Origin of the sequence: Flagellimonas lutimaris, assembly GCF_003581615.1 — a bacterium.
Lineage (GTDB): Bacteria > Bacteroidota > Bacteroidia > Flavobacteriales > Flavobacteriaceae > Flagellimonas > Flagellimonas lutimaris.
The window spans coordinates 1-2,500 of sequence record NZ_QXFH01000077.1 but is presented as its reverse complement, the minus strand read 5'-3'; the positions used below and the strand labels follow the sequence as shown (position 1 = coordinate 2,500).

The following is a 2,500-nucleotide window of genomic DNA, read 5'->3' as shown; positions in this document are numbered from 1 at the left end:
TTTCTCTTCCTCCGTCTACTTAGATGTTTCAGTTCAACGGGTTCGCCCACCTTACGGTGTGACTGGCCTTCAACCAGCCGGGTTGCCCCATTCGGACACCCACGGATCAATGCTCATGTGCAGCTCCCCGTGGATTTTCGCAGCTTATCACGTCCTTCATCGCCTCTGAGAGCCTAGGCATTCCCCATACGCCCTTCTTTTGCTTGTCGCACCTGTACCTAAGTACAAATGCCCTCTCGTAATCCTTATATATTCTATTCTACTTCGTGTTTCTTCTTTGACTTCGCAATTACGGTAAAACCGTATCGCTCCGTCCCAATATGTCAATGAACTTTCTGGCACATCGCCTCCGATACAAGATCGGCGGACGACTTTTGCCGTGGTGGAGAATATCGGAGTCGAACCGATGACCTCCTGCGTGCAAGGCAGGCGCTCTAGCCAGCTGAGCTAATCCCCCATTATCAGTTGTCAGTTAACAGTTATCAGTTAACAGTACTATATAACGGTAACCCAACACCTAGAATTTCCTTATTTCAATACCCAATGAACTTCTTTCGTAGTCTCAGGCAGACTCGAACTGCCGACCTCTACATTATCAGTGTAGCGCTCTAACCAGCTGAGCTATGAGACTGTCTTGGCCTTAATTTGCCTGTATATCAAAAAACATATTATAAACGACAGCGCAGAGATAAAACCATCTCGTGCGGGACAAGGATATTCCGGACATCTCTTTCTCTAGAAAGGAGGTGTTCCAGCCGCACCTTCCGGTACGGCTACCTTGTTACGACTTAGCCCTAGTTACCGATTTTGCCCTAGGCCGCTCCTTGCGGTGACGGACTTCAGGCACTCCCGGCTTCCATGGCTTGACGGGCGGTGTGTACAAGGCCCGGGAACGTATTCACCGGATCATGGCTGATATCCGATTACTAGCGATTCCAGCTTCACGGGGTCGAGTTGCAGACCCCGATCCGAACTGTGACCGGTTTTGTAGATCCGCGCCCCCTTGCGGGGTGGCTTCCCTCTGTACCGGCCATTGTAGCACGTGTGTAGCCCAGGACGTAAGGGCCGTGATGATTTGACGTCGTCCCCACCTTCCTCACGGTTTGCACCGGCAGTCCCGTTAGAGTCCCCATCTTTACATGCTGGCAACTAACGGTAGGGGTTGCGCTCGTTATAGGACTTAACCTGACACCTCACGGCACGAGCTGACGACAACCATGCAGCACCTTGCAGGCAGTCCGAAGAAAGGGGTGTCTCCACCCCATGCAGCCTGCATTTAAGCCCTGGTAAGGTTCCTCGCGTATCATCGAATTAAACCACATGCTCCACCGCTTGTGCGGGCCCCCGTCAATTCCTTTGAGTTTCATTCTTGCGAACGTACTCCCCAGGTGGGATACTTATCACTTTCGCTTGGCCACGGAGACCGAAGTCCCCACAGCTAGTATCCATCGTTTACGGCGTGGACTACCGGGGTATCTAATCCCGTTCGCTACCCACGCTTTCGTCCATCAGCGTCAGTACATGGTTGGTCACCTGCCTTCGCGATCGGTGTTCTATGTGATATCTATGCATTTCACCGCTACACCACATGTTCCGGCAACCCCACCATGACTCAAGACCTGCAGTATCAAAGGCAATTTTATGGTTGAGCCACAAACTTTCACCCCTGACTTACAGGCCCGCCTACGGACCCTTTAAACCCAATGATTCCGGATAACGCTCGGACCCTCCGTATTACCGCGGCTGCTGGCACGGAGTTAGCCGGTCCTTATTCTTACGGTACCGTCAGACACCTACACGTAGGTGCGTTTCTTCCCGTATAAAAGCAGTTTACAACCCATAGGGCCGTCATCCTGCACGCGGCATGGCTGGATCAGGCTCCCGCCCATTGTCCAATATTCCTCACTGCTGCCTCCCGTAGGAGTCTGGTCCGTGTCTCAGTACCAGTGTGGGGGATCCCCCTCTCAGGGCCCCTAACCATCGCTGCCTTGGTAAGCCGTTACCTCACCAACTAACTAATGGTACGCATGGCCATCCCTGTCCGATAAATCTTTAATCACCTTATCATGCGATAAAACGATACCATGGGGCATTAATCCAAGTTTCCCTGGGCTATTCCCCTGACAGGGGCAGGTTCCATACGCGTTCCGCACCCGTGCGCCGGTCGTCATCAAAAAAGCAAGCTTTTCTATGTTACCCCTCGACTTGCATGTGTTAGGCCTGCCGCTAGCGTTCATCCTGAGCCAGGATCAAACTCTTCATTGTATTTCCTTGAATGTCTGTCCGACACCCGGAAATCCGAGTCCCCGCATCAAAATGGTTTATTCTTAATTCTACGCTGTCGTTACAATATGTATATGAACTTCTTTACTTTTTTTAAACTCAAAAGGACTCTCTTCTCATCAAATCCCCTCTCGTTAACGCCCTGCCTTATCAGCTAAGCGGGTGCAAATATACGCACCTTATTTTCTTCCCGCAAAATGTTTTTCAATATTTTTTT

The 2,500-nt window shown here is 51.0% G+C and carries 2 tRNA genes and 2 rRNA genes (1 of these 4 cut by a window edge); all 4 read right to left on the bottom strand.

What is annotated here, in order from left to right:
* Positions 1-210 (bottom strand): 23S ribosomal RNA (locus tag D2V08_RS14185); it reaches 2,610 nt to the left of the window's first position.
* 170 nt (positions 211-380) lie between these two features.
* Positions 381-457, bottom strand: a tRNA-Ala gene (locus tag D2V08_RS14180).
* A gap of 100 nt (positions 458-557) precedes the next feature.
* Positions 558-631, bottom strand: a tRNA-Ile gene (locus tag D2V08_RS14175).
* A 108-nt stretch (positions 632-739) separates the two neighbouring features.
* Positions 740-2,265: ribosomal RNA gene (locus D2V08_RS14170) — 16S ribosomal RNA — on the bottom strand.
* Together the 16S and 23S rRNA genes with 2 tRNA genes alongside form the textbook arrangement of a ribosomal RNA operon.
* Between the last annotated feature and the right edge of the window lie 235 nt (positions 2,266-2,500).